General features: G+C 70.0%; 16 protein-coding genes and 1 tRNA gene. 11 read left to right on the forward strand and 6 right to left on the reverse strand.

Translation table 11 applies throughout. From position 1 onward, the window contains the following. Positions 1–126: 126 nt before the first annotated feature. Together AB0L56_RS22905 and AB0L56_RS22910 are read right to left on the reverse strand one after the other, a co-directional pair. On the reverse strand, positions 127–2,706 hold the full coding sequence (locus tag AB0L56_RS22905; RefSeq protein WP_365425805.1) for an FtsX-like permease family protein: 2,580 nt from the start codon (positions 2,704–2,706) through the stop codon (positions 127–129). Beyond that, on the reverse strand, positions 2,703–3,491 hold the full coding sequence (locus tag AB0L56_RS22910) for an ABC transporter ATP-binding protein (protein ID WP_365425807.1): 789 nt from the start codon (positions 3,489–3,491) through the stop codon (positions 2,703–2,705). The genes AB0L56_RS22905 and AB0L56_RS22910 overlap by 4 nt, the downstream gene beginning before the upstream one ends. A 655-nt stretch (positions 3,492–4,146) precedes the next feature. Here AB0L56_RS22910 and AB0L56_RS22915 point away from each other — a divergent pair. Both AB0L56_RS22915 and AB0L56_RS22920 read left to right on the forward strand, forming a co-directional pair. Further along, positions 4,147–4,605: a DUF485 domain-containing protein gene (locus AB0L56_RS22915; RefSeq protein ID WP_361027445.1), complete on the forward strand. Its 459-nt coding sequence runs from the start codon at positions 4,147–4,149 to the stop codon at positions 4,603–4,605. Beyond that, the gene (locus tag AB0L56_RS22920; protein ID WP_365425809.1) at positions 4,602–6,218 is read left to right on the forward strand and encodes a cation acetate symporter; all 1,617 of its coding nucleotides are present in this window, start codon (positions 4,602–4,604) and stop codon (positions 6,216–6,218) included. The genes AB0L56_RS22915 and AB0L56_RS22920 overlap by 4 nt, the downstream gene beginning before the upstream one ends. Positions 6,219–6,257: 39 nt before the next feature. Here the strand turns inward: AB0L56_RS22920 and AB0L56_RS22925 are convergent, their stop codons facing one another. The 3 genes from AB0L56_RS22925 to AB0L56_RS22935 all read right to left on the reverse strand — a co-directional run bounded on the left by AB0L56_RS22925 (position 6,258) and on the right by AB0L56_RS22935 (position 10,878). After that, complete coding sequence (locus AB0L56_RS22925) at positions 6,258–7,142, reverse strand: cellulose-binding protein (protein ID WP_365425811.1); 885 nt, start codon at positions 7,140–7,142, stop codon at positions 6,258–6,260. Between the two features lie 202 nt (positions 7,143–7,344). Further along, complete coding sequence (locus tag AB0L56_RS22930) at positions 7,345–9,849, reverse strand: SUKH-4 family immunity protein (RefSeq protein ID WP_365425813.1); 2,505 nt, start codon at positions 9,847–9,849, stop codon at positions 7,345–7,347. 9 nt (positions 9,850–9,858) lie between these two features. Continuing rightward, a complete protein-coding gene (locus AB0L56_RS22935) occupies positions 9,859–10,878 on the reverse strand; it encodes an SMI1/KNR4 family protein (RefSeq protein WP_365425815.1) in 1,020 nt (339 codons plus the stop codon). 352 nt (positions 10,879–11,230) lie between these two features. On the opposite strand from AB0L56_RS22935, the gene AB0L56_RS22940 reads away from it, so the two are divergent. Together AB0L56_RS22940 and AB0L56_RS22945 are read left to right on the forward strand one after the other, a co-directional pair. After that, complete coding sequence (locus AB0L56_RS22940) at positions 11,231–11,764, forward strand: YwqJ-related putative deaminase (RefSeq protein WP_361027460.1); 534 nt, start codon at positions 11,231–11,233, stop codon at positions 11,762–11,764. Between the two features lie 42 nt (positions 11,765–11,806). Continuing rightward, entirely contained in the window at positions 11,807–12,301 is a 495-nt protein-coding gene (locus tag AB0L56_RS22945) for an SUKH-3 domain-containing protein (RefSeq protein WP_361027463.1), read from the forward strand. Positions 12,302–12,338: 37 nt separating this feature from the next. Here AB0L56_RS22945 and AB0L56_RS22950 read toward each other — a convergent pair whose 3' ends face one another. Further along, entirely contained in the window at positions 12,339–13,655 is a 1,317-nt protein-coding gene (locus AB0L56_RS22950; protein WP_365425818.1) for a histidine kinase, read from the reverse strand. Between the two features lie 161 nt (positions 13,656–13,816). On the opposite strand from AB0L56_RS22950, the gene AB0L56_RS22955 reads away from it, so the two are divergent. From AB0L56_RS22955 to AB0L56_RS22985, 7 genes are all read left to right on the forward strand, one after another. Next, complete coding sequence (locus tag AB0L56_RS22955; RefSeq protein ID WP_365425820.1) at positions 13,817–14,695, forward strand: hypothetical protein; 879 nt, start codon at positions 13,817–13,819, stop codon at positions 14,693–14,695. A gap of 6 nt (positions 14,696–14,701) precedes the next feature. Beyond that, positions 14,702–14,772, forward strand: a tRNA-Gln gene (locus AB0L56_RS22960). A 115-nt stretch (positions 14,773–14,887) separates the two neighbouring features. Next, a complete protein-coding gene (glmU, locus tag AB0L56_RS22965; RefSeq protein WP_365425822.1) occupies positions 14,888–16,333 on the forward strand; it encodes a bifunctional UDP-N-acetylglucosamine diphosphorylase/glucosamine-1-phosphate N-acetyltransferase GlmU in 1,446 nt (481 codons plus the stop codon). Positions 16,334–16,421: 88 nt separating this feature from the next. Next, on the forward strand, positions 16,422–17,402 hold the full coding sequence (locus AB0L56_RS22970; protein WP_361027476.1) for a ribose-phosphate diphosphokinase: 981 nt from the start codon (positions 16,422–16,424) through the stop codon (positions 17,400–17,402). A gap of 231 nt (positions 17,403–17,633) precedes the next feature. Then, positions 17,634–18,233, forward strand: coding sequence for a 50S ribosomal protein L25/general stress protein Ctc (locus AB0L56_RS22975; protein WP_365425824.1), 600 nt, complete (start codon positions 17,634–17,636; stop codon positions 18,231–18,233). Between the two features lie 72 nt (positions 18,234–18,305). Next, positions 18,306–18,917, forward strand: a complete 612-nt coding sequence (pth, locus tag AB0L56_RS22980) for an aminoacyl-tRNA hydrolase (RefSeq protein ID WP_365425826.1) — start codon at positions 18,306–18,308, stop codon at positions 18,915–18,917. 88 nt (positions 18,918–19,005) lie between these two features. Beyond that, on the forward strand, positions 19,006–19,491 hold the full coding sequence (locus AB0L56_RS22985) for a hypothetical protein (protein WP_365425828.1): 486 nt from the start codon (positions 19,006–19,008) through the stop codon (positions 19,489–19,491). The last annotated feature ends 21 nt before the right edge of the window (positions 19,492–19,512 follow it).

Genomic DNA, 19,512 nt, shown 5'->3' on the forward strand with positions numbered 1-19,512 from the left:
CAGCCGGACGGGTCCTGGGTGACAACGCACCCGGAGCCCGTGCGCGCCTGCACGTACCCGGCGCCGGACAGTCCTTGGGGGGACTGTCCGGCGCCGGTGCTCCCCCGCAACCCCCGTGTGCGGTGGCTAGTCGGTGGCGATGGCGTTCAGGACGTTCATACGGCCGGCGCGGAAGGCCGGGACCAGGGCCGCGAAGAGGCCCACGAAGGCCGAGCCGATGAAGACGCCGATGATCGTCGGCCACGGAATGTCGAGGACCTTCAGGCCCTCCAGGGCGAGGAGCTGCTGCGCGGTGGCGCCCCAGCCCATGCCCAGTCCGAGGCCCAGCAGGGCACCGAACAGGGCGATCACGACCGACTCCATGCGGATCATGCGGCGCAGCTGCCGCCGCGAGAGGCCGATGGCCCGCATCAGGCCGATCTCCCGGGTGCGCTCCACCACCGACAGGGCCAGGGTGTTCACCACGCCGAGGATCGCGACGACGATCGCCAGGGCCAGCAGACCGTAGATCATGTTCAGCAGCTGGCCGATCTGGTCCTTCAGCGCCTCCTTGTAGTCGGTCTGGTCGCGCACCTCGTACTGCGGGAAGCCGTCCAGCGACTCCTTCAGCGCCTTGTACGCCGCGTCCTTCTGCCCGTCCGCCGCCGAGGCGAAGACCATCAGGTCCAGCGGCATCCTGTCGGCCGGGACGTACGTCGCGAGGGTGTCGATGGACGTGTACATCGCGCCGGCGTCGATCACGCCCTCGCTGCTGGTGATGGCGCGGACCGTCAGCGTCCCCGTGGTGCCGTCCTTGAAGGCAACGTCGATCTTCGAGCCGACGGTGACGCCGTGGTCCTTGGCGAAGTCCTCGTGGACGGACATCGAGTCGGGCCGGTAGGCGTCGGCGAGCTTGCCGGCGACGGTCTCGACCCGCAGGTCGGTCGCGTACGTCGGGTCGGCCGCGGTGATCGCGGTGTCCTCGGTGGTCCTGCCGTCGGGCGTGGTGAAGTCCGCCTTGGTCCACTTGTACTCGGTGACCCGGTCGATCCCGGGCGTCGACTTGACCGCCGCGACGGCCTGCGGGATGACCGGCTGCTCGTTGTCGTCCTGGATGATGAAGTCGGTGCCCACCGTCTTGTCGAGTTCCTCGGTGGCCGAGGCGACCATGGAGGATCCGACCACGGACAGGCACGCCACCAGTGCCAGCCCGATCATCAGCGCGGCGCCCGTCGCGCCGGTACGGCGCGGGTTGCGCAGGGCGTTGCGCTCGGCCATGCGGCCCACGGGGCCGAACGCCCGCAGCAGGACCGCGCCGAGGACGCGGACCACGCCGCTCGCCAGCACGGGGCCGACGACGACGAAGCCGATCAGGGACAGCACCACGCCCAGGCCCAGCCACAGGGAGCCGTCGGTGGCCTTGTCGGCCGTTCCGGCCAGATAGAGGCAGGCTCCGCCGGCGCCGGTGAGGACCAGACCGATCGCGGCCCGGATCCAGCCCGCCTTGGCGTCCGCCGGGGTGCCGGCGTCGCGCAGCGCGGCCATCGGGGAGATCTTCCCGGCCCGCCGGGCGGGCAGGTAGGCGGCGAGCACGGTGACGACCACGCCGAGGAGCAGTCCGAGCGCCGGGGTCGTCCAGGCGACCGTGAGGTCGTCGGTGGACAGCTTCATGCCCATGGTGCCCATGAGCTTCATCAGGCCGACCGCGAGGCCGACGCCCGCGCCGACGCCGACGACCGAGCCGATCACGCCGAGCAGCAGAGCCTCGACCAGCACGGAGCGGTTGACCTGCTTGCGGGACGAGCCGATCGCCCGCATCAGGCCGATCTCCCGGGTGCGCTGGGCGACCAGCATGGAGAAGGTGTTGATGATCAGGAAGATGCCGACGAGGAAGGCGATCCCGGCGAAGCCGAGCATCGCGTACTTCATGACGTTCATGAAGTCCCCGACGCTCTCCTGGTTGGCCTCCGCCGTCTCCTCGGCCGTCAGCACCTTGTAGCCGCCGCCGAGTTCGGCCGTGACGTTCTTCTTCAGCTGTGCGTCGCTGACGCCGGACGCGGCGGTGACGTTGACGTTGGTGTAGACGCCGCTCTCGCCGACGAGGGTCCGCTGCGCCGTCCTGGTGTCCAGGTAGAAGATCGCGGCGCCGGGGTTGGTGACGGTGAAGTCGGCGATGCCGGAGATCTTCGCGGTGTGCGTGCCGACCGCGCTGATGACGCCGATCTCGTCACCGAGCCTCAGGTCGTGCTTGTCGGCGGTGTCGGCATCGACCATGATCTGGTCGGCGCCCTCGGGGGCCGCGCCGGAGGTGATCTCCATGGTGCGGGCCTCGTTGGCGTTCCAGCTGCCGACGATGGTCGGTGCGCCGCTGGTCGGCGAGACGCTGTCCTTGTCGCCGTCGACGACGGTCACCGAGGTGGAGAACACCGCGCCCTCGGCCGACTTCACACCGTCCGCGCCCTTGACGTCGTCGAGCACGGAGGCCGGGATCACCGGCGGCTTGCCGTTGCCGGAGGTCGTCTCCCCGCTGTCGGAGGCGTCCTTGGAGCTGACCGTCACGTCCGACGACGTGGCCGCGAACAGCTTGTCGAACGTGGTGTTCATGGTGTCCGTGAACACCAGGGTCCCGCACACGAACGCCACCGACAGCAGCACCGCGATCGCCGACAGCGCCATGCGTCCCTTGTGCGCGAAGAAGTTGCGCATCGACGTCTTCAGCACGGTCATGACGTGCGCCCCCGGGCGTCGAAGTCCTTCATGCGGTCCAGGACCTGCTCGGCGGTGGGCTGGTGCATCTCGTCGACGATGCGGCCGTCGGCGAGATACAGCACACGGTCCGCGTAGGAGGCGGCGACCGGGTCGTGAGTGACCATCACGATGGTCTGGCCCAGCTCGTCGACCGAGCGGCGCAGGAAGCCGAGGACTTCGGCGCCCGCACGGGAGTCGAGGTTTCCGGTCGGCTCGTCACCGAAGATGATCTCCGGCCGGGCGGCCAGCGCCCGTGCCACCGCGACACGCTGCTGCTGGCCCCCGGAGAGCTGCGTGGGCCTGTGCTTCAGCCGTCCCGCGAGTCCGACGGTCTCCACGACCCGGTCCAGCCACGCCTTGTCGGGCCTGCGGCCGGCGATGTCCATGGGCAGCGTGATGTTCTCGATCGCGTTCAGCGTCGGCAGCAGGTTGAACGCCTGGAAGATGAACCCGATGCGGTCCCGGCGCAGCCGCGTGAGCTTCTTGTCCTTCAGGCCGGTGATCTCGGTCTCGTCCAGGTAGATCTGACCGCCGGTGACGGTGTCGAGCCCGGCGAGGCAGTGCATCAGGGTGGACTTGCCGGACCCCGAGGGGCCCATGATCGCGGTGAACTGGCCGCGGGCGATGTCCACGTCGACGTGGTCCAGGGCGACGACGCGGGTCTCACCGGACCCGTACGCCTTCACGACCTGCCGCGCCCGCGCGGCAACGGCCGTACTCCCTCCAGTGCCCCCGTGCCTGGGAATGGTTACAGCCGATGTCACGGTAAGTCTCCTATGTCGGTCAGCAAAGTGAATACGGCGCCCCGGCGACCCCCCGTGTCGTCCGGCGGCCGTTCGGTGCCCGTTCGTGCGCTGTGCTTCAGTCTCGCGGTGGGAGAGGGCCGGGCGCGCTGGTGTGCAGCGCAGTCTTTCCCTGGGGAAAACCCCACCCCCGTTGCTGTGCTTCGCCACCCCCCGGCGGCGTAAAGCCAGGTTAAGGACGGCTCCCGCCCCGTCTCGTCCTCCGCCGGTACGAACCCTCCCCCAGCCGTAGTACGGAGGTACCCCTAGGGGCTTACGCCGACGGGGGGAGCCCGTCTCGGGGTCGGGTCCTCCTGTCGGTGCAGGGAGGGCCCCACCCTGTCGGTGCATCCGAGGCTCCACCCTGCCGTCGCGTCAGGGTCAAGTCGGAGTCGTACGACAGCACTTCGTGGCGGACTCCGTGGCGGACTCCATGGCGGACTCCGGGGCGCAAAAGTCTGAGTTAATCCGGGTAACACCCCAGGTCAGCCCCCTGAAGGTTGCGATACGGCATACCGACCGCTCAGTTTGGCCAAAACGCAGCGCACCCCAGTAGGCGCGGGTAGCGTGCGGTCTCCGCTCCCCACCCCCCTCCCTGCCGTCCCCGCACGGACCCGAGCCACGCAAGGAGCACGGGATGTCCACCGACCCGTACCAGCGCCCCCACCCCCACCGGGCCGCCCCTCCCCGGCCCCCGTACGCCGCCTCCCCCTCCTACGACACCTATCCCTGGCTGCCCCCGGCGGCCCCGCCCGCCACCGAGCCGAGGCGGGCTCCCCAGCACGCCCCGCTCGGACATCACTCCGACCTGCGCCGACTGCGCAGCGCCTACCGCTGGCAGCGCCGTACCGCCACCCTCACCGCACTCGGATACTTCGTCCTCTTCCTCGTCCTGTCGGCGTTCGCGCCGGACTTCATGACCGGCACCGTCACCGACGGCGTACCCATCGGACTGCTCCTCGCCGTGCTCCAAGTGCCCGTCACCTGGCTGGCGATCGCCCTGTACGAGGGCACCGCCCGCCGCCACGTCGACCCCCTCGCGGACCTCATCCGCCGTCAGAGCGCCCTGGACGCCAAGCGGGAGGCCACACGATGAATTCCGGATTCGACGGCGACACCCAGGCCATGGCCCTCGTCGGCTTCTCCGCCGTCGCCACGATCACCCTCCTGCTGTGCGTGATGACCGGCCCCGACCGCGACGACCTCGACGAGTTCTACACCGGCTACAGCTCCCTCTCCCCCATGCGCAACGGCCTGGCCATCGCCGGGGACTACATCTCCGCCGCCACCGTCCTCGGCACCGGCGGCGTCATCGCCCTGTTCGGCTACGACGGGATCGTGCTCGCCCTGTCCACCGCCCTGTCCCTGATGCTGCTGATGTTCCTGCTGGCCGAACCCCTGCGCAACGCGGGCCGGTTCACCATGGGCGACGCGCTCACCCGCCGTATGCCGCAGGGACGCGGGATACGGATCGCCGCCAGCGCCGTCACCCTCGCCGCGCTGCTGCCGCTGATGCTGGTCCAACTCGCCGGAACCGGACAGCTCATGGGGTTCATCCTCGGCTTCTCCGGCGAATCCCTGCAGACCGGCTGCATCATCGGCGTGGGCGCCCTGATGATCAGCTACGCGGCGATCGGCGGCATGAAGGGCACCGCCCTCATCCAGATCCTGAAGATCGTACTGCTGCTCGGCTCCGGCATCGTCGTCGCCGCCCTCGTCCTGCACCGCTTCGACTGGAACCCGGGCGCCCTGTTCGACGCGGCCGCCGCGGGCAGCGGCGTCGGCGACGCGTTCCTCGCCTCGGGCCTGCAGTTCGCAGGCGGCGTCAGTCCCGGCTGGGACATGATCACCTCGCATCTGACGGTCGTCCTCGGCGGCGCCTGCCTCCCCCACGTCACCATGCGCATGTACACCGCCTCCAACGCCCGCCAGGTGCGCCGCTCGATGTCCTGGGCGGTGGCCGGCGTGAGCCTGTTCGTTCTCGTCATCACCGTCATCGGCTTCGGCGCGACCGCCCTGGTCGGACGGGCCGCCATCGCCCAGGCCGACCCCCGGGGCAACACCGCCTACATGCTCGGCTCACAGGCTTCGTTCGGCACGGAGGTGTCCGCGGCGGAGACGTTCCTCTTCACCACCGTCACCGCGGCGATCTTCCTCACCGTCCTCGCCTCCGTCGCCGGCATGATCCTCGCCTGCGCCAACTCCCTCGCCCACGACGTCTTCGCCGCCCGCGTCGAGGAGATGTCACCACGCCGCGAAATGCTCCTGGCCCGCCTCTCCGCACTCGCCGTGGGCGTCCCCGCGATCCTGCTGGCCACCCTGGTGCAGCACCACAGCCTGCAACCCCTGGTCACCCTGTCCTTCTGCCTCGGCGCCTCCGCCATCGCCCCCGCCCTCGTCTACAGCCTCTTCTGGCGCCGCTACACCCGCACCGGCCTGCTCGCCACCCTCATCGGCGGCTCGCTGTCCGTGCTGCTGCTGATGCCGGGCACCAACCTGGTCTCCGGATCACCCGTCTCCGCCTTTCCCGACGCCGACTTCAACTGGTTCCCGTTCACCACCACCGGCCTCCTCTCCATCCCCCTCGGCTTCCTCTGCGGCTGGCTCGGCACCGTGGCGTCCGGCCGCGCCCGCGCGGAGGAACAGCGGCGCGAGTACGAGGAGGTGGAGGGGTGGATCCTCGCCGGGGCGACCCGCAGGAGGACGTGACACCGATGTGACACCGGGGAGGTGTGACACCCCCTCCCCTCACTCCACCACCCGGCCCGTCAGCGCGCTGAGACTGGCGCACACATGGTCCATGTGCGTCTGCACCTCCTCACGCCGGCCGGCGTGGTCGCGCAGCACCCGCTCCGTCTCCCGCGCGATGCCCTCCGCGCGGGAGCGCGCCTCGGCCAGCACCTCCGCCGCGCGCTCCTGCGCCTCCTCCGCACGACGCCCGGCCCACTCCTCCGCCTCGGCGAACATCTGCTGCGCCTCGGCCAGCGCACTCCGCGCCCGGGCCTCCGCCTCCGCCTGACGGTCGTCCAGCCCGGCCACCCGTGTGGCCTCCTCCCGCTCCACCTCGTCCAGCCGTTCCGCCTGCTCCCGCGCCCCCTCCGCGAGCATCCCGGACGTGCGCTCCCGCATCTCCCGCACCGCCGCCAGCGTCCGTCCGCGTTGCTCCTTCACCTCCAGCCGGGCCTCGATCCGGATCTCGTCGGCCTCCGCGCGGGCCGCGAGCAGCCGCTGACGGGCGTACTCGTCCGACTCCGCACGCACCCGGTCCGCGTACGCCCGCGCCGCCTCCCGCACACCGGCCGCGTCCTCCCGCGCCAGATCCGTCACGTCCTGCGCATGCTGCCGGGCCGCCTCCCGCAGGGCGGTCGCCTCCTCCCGGGCCAGCTCGAACAGCCGCCGCGCACTCTCCCCGAGCGATTCATACGTCTGCTCGGGAAGCGCCGCCACCCGCGCGCGCAGCAGCCCCAGCTCCTCCTCCATCTCCCTGGCCAGCACCGTGAACCGCGCCGCCCGCTCCCAGGCGGCGTCACGGTCCTCCGAGAGGGCCTCGACGTACGCGATCACCTGCAAGGGCCGGTAGCCACGCCCCCGCACGACCTCGAAGTCATGCGACGACACCGATGCGCTGCTCACCCTGGAACCCCTCTCCACCGACGGACACGAAGCCCACCACGACGACCGAGTGCGAAATGGGATGAATCGCGCACATCTTGATGGATCACACGGAAGTGTTCATAACGCGACACTCCGCGAAGGGGGCACGCAAAAGCCGGGCCCGGTCGCTTCCACGACCGGGCCCGGCTCCTCGCGTCACACGCGCATCAGCGCCGCCGCATCACAGCAGCCCGTCCCACATCTGCTCCAGCAGCACCGACCACCAGCTCTCCGGCGAACCCAGCGCCGCCGGGTCCAGCGCGGCCAACTGCGCCTGGAAGTCGACGGTCCAGCGGCCCGCCTGCTCCTGGTTCAGCCCGAACCGCAGCCGCCACATCCGCCCCAGCAGCGCCAGACAGCGCGCGAACTCCGGCAGACCGGTGTTCACGAACTGCGGCGGAACCGACACACCGCCCGGCCCGGCCTCCACCGGCACCGCGACGATGTTCGCCGTGCCGTACTGCACACAGATCGCCTTGCCGAAGTCACTGCCCATCACCAGGTACGAACCCGCGTCCGGGGCCGCCTGCACACCCCGCTCCACGGCCAGCTCCGCCAGCGTCGGCACCGGACGGCCCGGCTGCGCCTGCGCCCAGAAGAACGGGCCCATGTCCATCGGCAGCCCCGCCGCCACCAGCGTGTGCGCCACCACCGGCGGCACCCCCTGCCGGGACACCGCCGCCTGCTCGAACCGGAACACCCCCGGCCCGAACGCCCCCGCCAGCTCCTGCGCGATCGCCTCCGGCGGAACCGGCGGAACCGGCTGCACCGGCGGAATCGGCGCACGGACGGGCGCCGGACGCGCCGGACCGTCCGCGACCTGATGCAACTCACCCTGGTGGGCCAGCAGTTGCCGCATCCCCTGCTGCCGGCTGGCATGATCCGTGCCGTACGGGGCGATGCTCGTGATCCGCGCCTGCGGCCACTGCTCCCGGATCATCCGCGCACAGTACGCACCCGGCAGCTCGCACGACTCCAGCTCGGTGTGCAGCTCCAGCACCTGGTCCGGCGGCACGTTCATGGCCCGCAGCTCATGGAAGATCTGCCACTCCGGATGCGGCGTGCCCGGCGCCGAACGCCGGATCAGCTGCTGCTCGGAACCGTCCTGCGCGCGGTAGCGCAGCACCGCCTGGTAGCCGGGGCCGACCGTCGGCTGACCGGCCGGCTGCGGCGGATAACCGTACATGGGCGGCTGCCCCGGACCCGGAACACCGGACGGAGGCGTACCCGGCGGCACGGCGCCGGGCGGCATCGGGGGAGCACCCCCGGGCATACCGGGCGGAGCCGGGGGCGGCGGCGCACCGGGACCGCCCACCGGAGGTGCGGCCAGCACGGTCTCCGCGTGATGCACCGGCGGACGGCCGCCTCCTGCGGTACCGGGAGCGCCGGGGGCGCCGGGGACACCAGGCGGCTGGGGAGCACCGGGCGGCGCCGGAGGAGCGGGCGTTCCCGGAGCTCCCGGGTCGGCGAACATCGTCGCCGCGTGGTGGACACCGCCGGGCGGCGTACCGCCGGGCGCGTTCGGCGCACCGGGCGGAGGCGTCGGACCACCGATCCCCTCCGGGCCGCCGAGCGACGACACCAGCTGCGTCGGCACATACCCGCCCGCCGGACCGGACGCAGGCGCACCGCCCGGACGCGCACCCGGCGTACCCGGGGCACCCGGAGGCGGCGGCGTCGTCGCACCCGAGCCACGACGCGGCGGCGGGGTCGCCTTGCTGGTCGCGGCGTCGGCGATGTCACCCGCGTTCGGCGCGAGCGGCCGCTCGGGCGCCGCACCCGGACCGGGCGGCGGAGGCACCGGCAACCCCGGCGCAGGCGTACCCGGCGCATGGCCGTGCGGCGCGGGCGGAGGCGGCGGCGTCTCCTGCCGCGCGCCGGGCTCCGGAACCGCCGGCGCGACAGCCGTCGGCGGGAGCTGACTCCCACCCGAGATCAGCGCGGTCTGCGCCTCCGCCGTCGACGGCGACGCGGGCGGCGGCGTGTCATCACCGGACTCGCTCAGCTGCGGCGCGAACACCGTCTCCGGCAACGGAACGGAACGATCCTCACCGGCATCGGCATTGGTGTCCGTACCCGCCCACGGAGTCGCCCCGGCAGGCGCACCCGCCTGGGAACCGTCCCCACCAGCGGCGGGCCACGCGACCCCGCTCCCCGCGGACGCATCCTGCGGACCAGGACCCGCAGCCGGCGCCGGAGCAGGACCCGGGGCAGAACCCGGAGCAGCGGAAGCCGCGGCCGACCCCGCACCCTGCCCCGGAACCGCACCGGCCCCCGAGGCACCCCCCGCACTCTCCCCGCGCCGGTCCGGAATCCCCAGCCGGTCCGCCGCCTCCTGCAACCACTCCGGCGGACTCAACAGGAACGACGTGTGATTCAGATCCACCCGCGCCGCAGGCGCCGGCTCGGGCGCCGACGGCTCGGCATCACGGCCGTACTCCTCCTCGTACCGGCGGATCACCTCACCCACCGGCAGCGCGGGCCACAACGTCGCCTCACCGCTGTCACGGGCGATCACCAGCCGCTGCGCACCACCGTCCGAACGAGGCCCGTCCGCACGGTCCTCCGCCCACACGACAAACCCCAGGTCGAACTCCCGTACCCGCACCTCACGATGCTGGTACGACGGAACATCCCCGTTGACCCACTCCTCGGCGCGCTCCTGCGCCTGCGCGTACGTCACCATCGCCGAAGCTCACTCCCCCGCGGAAGAAACCGGAACGACACGCGCGAACCCGCCGTCCACCATCAGATTCGCCACCGTCTCCAACTCCGGCGGAGACCCCGCCAGCCGGGACAGAAACGCGTCGAAGTCATCACCGCACGCCAACAGCAGCCGCTCCACCCGCTCGGCCGGCGGCCACGACGGATCGACGTCCCGCGCATCGTCGTACGCGCAGAACCAGACCGAACCCTGCCGCTCGCCCCGCACCTTCACCGCCAGCAGACCGCCCTGCACGAAAGCCACGCACAGATAGTCCTTGGTGAGATGGTCACGCAGACACTTGTTCACGTACACGAGATCATTGACCGCCGCCTCGTCCCGCACCGTGAAGAACGGCTGGTCCACCAGCAGCCCCAGCTCGGCGTCCAACGCCGTACCCACCGGCGCACAGCCACCCGCCGCCTTCAGGAACGACCGGTACGCACCCGGCAACCGGTAGCCCAGATCCTCCTCCACGCCCAGCACCTGCGACTCCGACACCGCCGCACCCGACTTCGGCAGCCCGAAATGCGCCGGCCGCGTCTCCTGCAACGGCCGCGTGCCCCGCTTGCCGTGATCCACCGCCGACGTCGCCACACCACCGTGATGCCGCAACAGCGCCTTCACCTCGACCGGCACCAGCTCCAGCCGCCGCGAACCCGCCACGTGATGCCACGTCCAGCCGTGCGGCGTCGCCACCGCCGGCACCGTGTCCCACAACTCGTGCCCACTCGCCGCCAACGCCGCGTTCGCCGACACAAAGTCCGTCAGCCGCAACTCGTCGACACCGAAACCCTCCGGCGGCTCCGCGATCTCCACAGCCGCGCGCGCATAGGGCGAGAAGTCGGGGTAACCACGCTCGTCCACCCGTACCCCTCTCGGGTGGCGCGCCGCACGCACCGGATCCGGGAAGTGCACGACCTGCCCGGCATAGGCCGCGTTCGGCGGCGCGGCTTGTCCCCCGGCCTGGCGGCCGGGAGGATCCCCCAGCCCGAGCCGACCTGTCGTCATGGCGGTTGCCCCCTGCGGCATTCCATACGCCCCGCACCGCCCACCTTCGGACCGTTACAGAACGTATTCGACTGTCACGTCTGTCTCGACTACATTCCGCCACGACCCCCACGGCGCCCGCACGCACAACCGTGCGGAACACCGCGTGAATCGCGGTGCCGACAGCCTATGCGGTACGCCCCGACCGGTCACCGGCACCGGTCACCCACCCCTCCGCTTCCGTGACCACCCGTCACCCTCCCGTGACAGCCCGCCCCAACCCGGGCGTGTCACCCCGCCCCAGCTTCCCCATCAGCCTGCCCATTTGGCACTCTGTGACCTCCGGGGGGATGCTCGGGAGGGGAAGACGATCATGAACATGACGCAGACGGGGACGCACACCGGCCCATCCGGCGACCCCCGCTCCGGCGACCCCCGCATCGGCTGGAGCACCACCGACACCACCCCCACCCCCACCCTCCACCACCGCCGCGACGGCATCCTCCCCACCATCGCCGCCGCCCTCTCCGTCCGCGGCGAAACCCTCACCGGCACCGCCGCCCGCGGCGACACACCCCCCGCCCTCCACCCCCTCGTCCAGGACTTCCTCGACACCCTCACCAGCGACCAACGCGACCGCTTCACCGGACGCTGCGCCGAAACCATCCTCATCTCCCGGCACATCACCACCGCCGACGCCGCCCGCAGCAAACGCGCCGCACGAAAACCCATGACCAACGGCGAAGCACGCAAAGCCCTCAAACAAGCAAAACTCACCACCCGCCGCATCCGCGAAGACGGCGACCCCCTCCACGGCGCCTACGCCACCCCCTGCCGCGCCTGCACCGCCCTCACCGCCCACTTCGGCGTCCGCATGGTCGACCCCGCCGCCACCACCGACGGCTGAACCACCCCGCACCACCACACGACCTCGACGAACGAAGAGCAGATGCACACCGACCGCACCTCCACCACCCGCTTCGCCGTCCCCGTCGACGCCGCCCTCCGCACCGCCGGCTGGCAACCCGGACGCTGGGACATCAAACAAGCCGAAATCTGGGCCGACACCCTCCGCGACCACACCTCACCCGCAGGACACCGCCACACCGTCTTCCCCGCAGCCGTCGAAGCCTGGGCCGAATTCGGCGGCCTCCACATCACCCCCACCGGCCCCGGCCGCCAAGTCGCCCCCACAACCCTCCACATCGACCCCCTCCACGGCCTCCACCTCGCCCGCACCCTCGGCGACCTCGGCCGCGCCCTCGACACCGAGGTCTGCCCCCTCGGCGCCGAAACCGACACCCAGGCCCTCCTCGCCATCGACACCCAAGGCCGCGTCTACGCCCTCGACCACACCGGCGACTGGTACCTCGGCCCCACCATCGACCACGGCCTCACCACACTCATCTCCGGCATCGAACCCGCACGCCTCACCGCCGGCTGACCCCACCGCCGCTTCCCGGTCTACGACTTCCCCCGGCCTACGACGCCGGAATCACCGCCGACACCCGAAAACCCCCCGCATCCGTCGGCCCCGACACAAACACCCCACCCAGCGCCGACACCCGCTCCTTCATCCCCACCAGACCATTCCCCCCCGACGGCAACCCCGCCGACGACACCGCACCCGACGGCGGCTCGTTCTCCACCTGCATCGCGATCTCCGACACCCGATGCGCCAGACGCACATACGTCTTCGCACCCGCCGCATGCTTATGGACGTTCGTCAACGCCTCCTGCACCACCCGATACGCCGTCGACTCCACCTCCGGCGCATACCCACGAACCTCCCCCTCCACCGACAAATCCACCACCATGCCCGCAGCCGCCGACTGCCCCACCAACTCATCGATCTCCGACAGACACGGCCCCTCACCCAGCCCCGCACCCTCATCCACCGCCCGCGACGCCGCAGCCGCCGCAGCCGCCCCCACCGCCGCCAACGGCACCGACGCCCGCTCCTGCCGCAACCCCCCGTCCCCACCCGAACGCAGCACCCCGAGCATCTCCCGCAACTCCGTCAACGCCTGCCGACCCATATCCCCCACCAGCGCGGCATTCCTCACCGCCTTCTCCGGATCCTTCCGCGCCACCGCCTGCAACGCCGCCGCATGCACCACCATCAGACTCACCCGATGCGCCACCACGTCATGCATCTCACGCGCGATCCGCGTCCGCTCCTCACCCCGCGCCCACTCCGCACGCTCCTCCGCCCGCTCCGCAAGCAACTGAAGCTCCCGCTCCAGACTGTCCGCCCGCTCCCGCAAGCTCTCCATCAACCGCCGGCGCGCCCCCACATACAGCCCCAGCAGCAACGGCGGCGCCGTCACCCCCAGCGCCATCGTGATCGACGCGAACGGCACGATCCAGTCCCCCACATCCAGATCGCCCCGCGCCGCGTCCTGCCGCAACCGCACGAACATCACGATGAGCACGCCCAGCGACTGCATCCCCGCCAGCGAACCGATGATCCGGCGCGGCAGATCCGCCGCGGCCAGCGAATACAGGCCCACCACACCCAGCAGCAGACCCATCGACGCCGGCGTCACCGCGATCGCCACCAGCACCACCGCGATCGGCCACTTCCGCCGCACCAGCAGCACCGACCCCGCCAGCAGGCCGAACACCACCCCGGCGGACACCGGGATCCCCGCCTCCCACGCGAACGGGATCCCCTCCAGCGCACACTCCAGCGCGGACACCACCGCGAGCCCGACATCGAACACCGCACTGCGGCGCCTGTCCCACCACCACGGCCCGCCCCCGGCCGTCACATCGTCTTCCCCCGTCGTGGTCATGCCTCAAGCCTACGGGCGGCCCCCATCCGTTATCCGGCGAGTTTCCACGTCCGACCCACACCACACACGGTGACCGATCGGACGCGGTAAGGCCCGAAATCCCTCGAACTGCTGAATCGGTCACTGTTCGAGGGGGGAATGACTCATTCCGGCCGGACGGTATGCGTGTGACACATGCACACGGCAAATACGCCGACTTCGAGAGCCTGCGCGAACAGGCGGTGGCGCTGCGGCGCGCGGGACTGAGCCGACGCCAGATCCGCGACCGGATCCACGTCGACAACAACGACATCCTCAACCGCCTCCTCCAGGGCGAGCCGGCCCCGGAATGGACGAAGCGGCCGAACGCGAAGGACGACCTGCGGCAGAAGGCGAGAGAGCTCCGGCTCCAGGGCTGGACGTACGACCAGATCCAGGTGGAGCTGGGGTGCTCCAAGAGCTCGATCTCGCTGTGGGTGAGGGATCTGCCGAAGCCGGAGCGGAAACGGACCCGCGAGGAAGCCTCGGCGATCGCGAAACGCGGCTGGGAGGCCACGCTCCGGCGGCGCGAGGAGGAACGGCAGCGGACGAAGGCGGCCGCGGCAAGCGAGATCGGCTCGCTGACGGACCGCGAGCTGTTCCTGCTCGGCGTGGGCCTGTACTGGTCCGAGGGCGCGAAGAGCAAGCCCTACAGCCGGCGGGAACGCATCACCTTCGTCAACAGCGACCCGGGCATGATCTCGGTGTTCCTGGCCTGGCTGCGCCTGCTCGAGGCGGACCCGGCACAGCTCAGGTTCGCCGTGTACATCCACGAGAGCGCCGACGTCCGGGCCGCCGAGGCATTCTGGGCCGACCACGTCGGCATCGACCCGGCTGGACTCATGAAGACAACGCTCAAGAAGCACAAACCGCTGACGAACCGGAGGAACACCGGCGACGACTATCGAGGATGCCTCCGTATCGACGTGAGAGACGGAGCGGATCTGTACCGTCGCGTGGAAGGCTGGTGGTACGGCATAGTAGGAGCTGTCAGTCCGGGCGACCTGTCGAACCGGACATAAGGGCTATCCCGGGTCGTCTAAGGGCAAGACGGTGTCTTTTGGTGTCACTCATGGGGGTTCGAGTCCTCCCCCGGGAGCCCAGTAGCTGCGGGCCCTGACATTCACGTCAGGGCCCGCACTCATGTCCCCCCACCCCCACCCCGGTATCCTGCGAAAGTCACCCCCTCCCCAACACAGCCGAAGGGCAATCCCGTGAGCGCCATTCGCCCGGCAGCCGTCGTCGTACTCGCAGCGGGTGAGGGCACCCGTATGAAGTCGGCCACACCGAAGGTTCTGCACGACATCTGTGGCCGTTCCCTGGTGGGTCATGTGCTCACCGCAGCCGGTGAACTCGACCCGGAGAACCTGGTCGTCGTCGTGGGGCACGCCCGCGAGCAGGTGACCGCGCACCTTGCCGAGGTCGCCCCCGACGTCCGCACCGCGGTGCAGGAGGAGCAGAACGGCACGGGTCATGCCGTGCGGATGGGGCTGGAGGAGCTGGGCGGTTCCGTGGACGGGACCGTGGTGGTCGTGTGCGGTGACACCCCGTTGCTGACGGGTGAGACGTTGCGGCAGTTGTCGGCGACGCACTCGGCGGACGGCAATGCGGTGACCGTGCTGACGGCGGAGGTGCCGGATGCGACGGGTTACGGGCGGATCGTGCGGGACGGCTCGGGTGCCGTGACGGCGATCGTGGAGCACAAGGACGCGTCCGAGGCGGAGCGGGGGATCCGGGAGATCAACTCGGGTGTGTTCGCGTTCGACGGTGCGCTGCTGGCGGATGCGTTGAAGAAGGTGCGTACGGACAACAGTCAGGGTGAGGAGTACCTGACGGATGTGCTCGGGATTCTGCGTGAGGTGGGGCACCGGGTGGGTGCGTCGGTGGCGGGTGATCACCGGGAGATCGCGGGGATCAACAACCGTGTGCAGTTGTCCGAGGCGCGGCGGATTCTGAACGACCGGTTGCTGACGGCGGCGATGTTGTCGGGGGTGACGGTGGTGGATCCCGCGACGACGTGGGTGGATGCGACGGTGACGTTCGAGCGGGATGTGGTGGTGCATCCGGGGACGCAGTTGCACGGTGGTACGCATCTTGCCGAGGGGTGCGAGGTGGGTCCGAATGCGCGGTTGACGGATACGCGTGTGGGTGCGGGTGCGCGGGTGGACAACACGGTGGCGTTGGGTGCCGAGGTGGGTCCGGAGGCGGTGGTGGGGCCGTATGCGTATCTGCGTCCGGGGACGCGGTTGGGGCGTAAGGGCAAGATCGGTACGTATGTGGAGACGAAGAACGCGTCGATCGGTGAGGGGACGAAGGTTCCGCATCTGTCGTATGTGGGTGATGCGACGATCGGTGAGTTCTCGAACATCGGTGCGGCGAGTGTGTTCGTCAACTATGACGGGGAGCACAAGCACCACACGACGGTGGGCTCGCATTGCAAGACGGGTTCGGACAACATGTTTGTGGCGCCTGTCACGGTGGGGGACGGCGCTTATACGGCTGCCGGCTCGGTGATCACGAAGGATGTGCCGCCCGGTTCGCTGGCTGTGGCCCGTGGTCAGCAGCGGAATATCGAGGGTTGGGTGGCTCGTAAGCGTCCGGGGAGTGCTTCGGCGAAGGCGGCCGAGGCGGCTTCCCGGGGGGCGGCCGAGGAGGGGTGAGCGGATTCGGCCGCTGCGAACACGGCGTACCGTGATAAGTGCACATCTGCACCCCCACCTGCTGCGACACCTCTGAGGAGATAGTGCTGTGACCGGGATCAAGACGACCGGCGAGAAGAAGATGATGCTCTTCTCCGGCCGCGCACACCCCGAGCTTGCCGAGGAGGTCGCCCACCAGCTGGGTGTCGGGGTTGTCCCGACGAAGGCCTTCGACTTCGCCAATGGCGAGATTTATGTGCGGTATCAGGAGTCGGCTCGTGGTGCCGATTGTTTCCTGATCCAGAGCCATACTGCTCCGATCAATAAGTGGATCATGGAGCAGCTGATCATGATCGATGCGCTGAAGCGTGCGTCGGCCAGGTCCATCACGGTCATCGTGCCGTTCTACGGTTACGCGCGGCAGGACAAGAAGCACCGGGGTCGTGAACCGATTTCGGCGCGTCTGATCGCGGATCTGATGAAGACGGCGGGTGCGACGCGGCTGCTGGCGGTGGATCTGCACACGGATCAGATCCAGGGTTTCTTCGACGGTCCTGTGGATCATCTGTTCGCGCTGCCGCTGCTGGCGGATTACGTGGGTGCGAAGGTGGACCGTTCGAAGCTGACGGTGGTGTCTCCGGACGCGGGTCGGGTTCGGGTGGCGGACCGTTGGTGCGACCGGTTGGGTGCGCCGTTGGCGATCGTGCACAAGCGGCGGGACAAGGACGTGGCGAACCAGGTCACCGTGCATGAGGTGGTCGGTGAGGTGAAGGGCCGCGTGTGTGTCCTGGTGGACGACATGATCGACACGGGTGGCACGATTTGTGCGGCGGCGGATGCGTTGTTCGCGCACGGTGCGCAGGATGTCATGGTGACGGCGACGCACGGGGTGCTGTCGGGTCCGGCGGCGGATCGGTTGAAGAACTCGCGGGTGAGTGAGTTCGTGCTCACGAACACGCTGCCGACGCCGGGTGAGCTGAGCGAGAGTCTGGACAAGATCACGGTGTTGTCGATCGCGCCGACGATCGCGCGTGCGGCGCGTGAGGTGTTCGAGGACGGTTCGGTGACGAGCCTGTTCGATGAGCAGTAGGCGTGCGGTAGCCCTGCAGTAGGGGTTCTGCGGTCGGGCACCCGTACGGGTGCCGGTGATCGTTTTGGGTACGGCCTCCTGGCCCGAGTAGACTGCTGAAGTTGCTCGGCGAGGGAGGCCGTACCCGCTTCATTTAAGGAGCTTGTACGGCGGTCCGTTATCGACGCGCTCTTCGTAGCAGGCCGTTCGTGGCCGGGTGACCACGTCCGTTTCTGACTTCGAGGAGTGAAAATGTCCGAGGTGAAGATCGCCGCCGAGACGCGCACCGAGTTCGGCAAGGGTGCCGCGCGCCGTATCCGTCGTGACAACAAGGTTCCGGGTGTGCTGTACGGGCACGGTTCGGACCCGCTGCACCTGACGTTCCCGGGCCACGAGCTGCTGCTGGCTCTGCGTACGCCGAACGTGCTGATCGCGCTGGACATCGACGGCAAGTCGAGTGAGCTGGCGATTCCGAAGGACGTGCAGCGTGACCCGCTGAAGGGTTTCCTGGAGCACGTGGACCTGCAGCTGGTGCAGCGCGGTGAGAAGGTCCAGGTCGAGATCCCGGTGCACGCCGAGGGTGAGCTGGCCCCGGGCGGCAACCTGCTGGAGCACGTGCTGTCGGCGCTGCCGGTCGAGGCCGAGGCGACGCACATTCCGGAGAGCGTGACCGTGTCCGTGGAGGGTCTGGCGGCGGGTGACTCCGTGCTGGCCAAGGACATCGCGCTGCCGAGCGGTGTGAAGCTGGCGGTCGAGGAGGACGCGGTGGTCCTTCAGGTGCTGGCCGCGCAGGCGGAGGAGGCGCCGGAGGCCGGTGCCGAGGAGGAGGGCGAAGAGGCCGCCGAGGCCTGATCGTCTTCTCGAGTCGTCGTTCGTCGGCCGCTGTTCCCGTGCGGGGCAGCGGCCGACGCGTATGAAGGAGGCATGGGCGTGACGACGGATGCGGCGGGCGCGGCGGGTCCCTGGCTGGTGGTGGGGCTGGGCAATCCGGGGCCCGGGTATGCGATGAATCGCCACAATGTGGGGTTCATGGTGGCGGATCTGCTGGCGGAGCGGATGGGCGGCCGGTTCAAGCGGGCGGGGAAGGCGCAGGCGCAGGTGGTGGAGGGCCGGGTGGGGCCTGCGGGGCCGGCGGGCCGGCGGGTGGTGCTGGCGAAGCCGATGTCGTACATGAATCTGTCGGGTGGGCCGGTGAACGCGCTGCGGGAGTTCTACAGGGTGCCGGCGGAGCGTGTGGTGGTGGTTCATGACGAGCTGGACATCGACTATGGGACGTTGCGGTTGAAGCTGGGTGGCGGGGACAACGGTCATAACGGGCTGAAGTCGTTGACGCAGGCGTTCGGGCGGGACTATTACCGGGTGCGGTTCGGGATCGGCAGGCCGCCGGGGCGGATGCAGGTGGCGGATTTTGTGCTGAGGGATTTTTCGTCGGGTGAGCGCAAGGAGCTGGACTACTTCGTGGACCGGGCGGCGGACGCGGTGGAGTGTCTGGTGATCGAGGGGTTGGAGCGGGCGCAGAGTACGTACAACTCGTGACGTGCTGGTGTGGGTTTGGGCCGGGTTGTCCGGTATGGCCTCCCGCCTAGGTTGACCGAACGCGAGGTCATGGCCAAGGATCTCGGCCATGTCTTCTGCGGTCCGCTCCTTCGGTGGTTGCTCCGCGCTGCGGTTCGGGCGGTTCGCGGCGATGGGCACGGTCTCCGCGCTGATCCTGATCGCGGGTGTGTGGGCGTCGTGGGGGACGGCGCAGCACGCGATGCTGACGAAGGGGCGCGAGCGCGGCACGGTCGTGGTGACCTGGTGCGGTGCGCGGGCGTGCACGGGGCCGTACACGCCGTTGTCGGGGGGTTCGCAGCCGCGGGCGAAGGTGGTTCTGGAGAACTCGGTGGCCGTGGAGAAGGGCCAAACGTACACGGTGGTGCTGAAGCCGGGTGGCGAGTTCGCGGTCCGTTCCGGTCCTGGCGGGATTCTCTATGCGTGGGTGCCGCTGGGCGGTGCGCTGCTGCTGGCGTCGGTGGTGGTGGCGGGCGGGTTGCTGCGGACGCGGGCGGCGTGGGTGCTGGCGCTGTCGGGCGGGGCGCTGCTGACGGCGGCTTTCCTGGCGGTGTGAGACAGCGGTGTGAGACACACG

The sequence above is a fragment of the Streptomyces sp. NPDC052079 genome (assembly GCF_040680275.1).
In the GTDB taxonomy this organism is placed as follows: domain Bacteria; phylum Actinomycetota; class Actinomycetes; order Streptomycetales; family Streptomycetaceae; genus Streptomyces.